The organism is Bacillus sp. SIMBA_008, assembly GCF_046535495.1.
Taxonomy (GTDB): domain Bacteria; phylum Bacillota; class Bacilli; order Bacillales; family Bacillaceae; genus Bacillus; species Bacillus subtilis.
Window position 1 is genome coordinate 1 of record NZ_JAWRWL010000124.1, and the last position, 357, is coordinate 357.

At 48.5% G+C, this 357-nt stretch carries 1 protein-coding gene; it reads left to right on the forward strand.

Annotated features, from left to right (window positions below; genetic code table 11):
* Position 1: 1 nt before the first annotated feature.
* On the forward strand, positions 2-357 hold a 356-nt coding region (locus tag SB658_RS22450; RefSeq protein ID WP_410602427.1), incomplete at its 3' end, for an aminotransferase class V-fold PLP-dependent enzyme.

Sequence of the window (357 nt, forward strand, 5' to 3'; positions counted from 1 at the left end):
TGTGCTGCAAAAAGCACAGAAAGAATTTGTCAACTTCAATGACACCGGCATGTCCGTCATGGAGCTGTCCCACCGGAGCAAAGAATATGATGCGGTGCATCAAAAAGCAAAAAGCCTTCTGAAAGAACTGATGGATATTCCCGACGATTATGATATTTTATTTCTTCAAGGCGGCGCAAGCCTTCAATTCTCCATGCTGCCGATGAACTTTTTAACGCCGGAGCAAACGGCGCACTTCATCGTAACGGGCGCATGGTCTGAAAAAGCACTCGCCGAGGCGAAACTGTTCGGAAACACATCCGTCACGGCAACAAGCGCAGATTCAAACCACAACCATATACCGGAAGCGGACCTCAC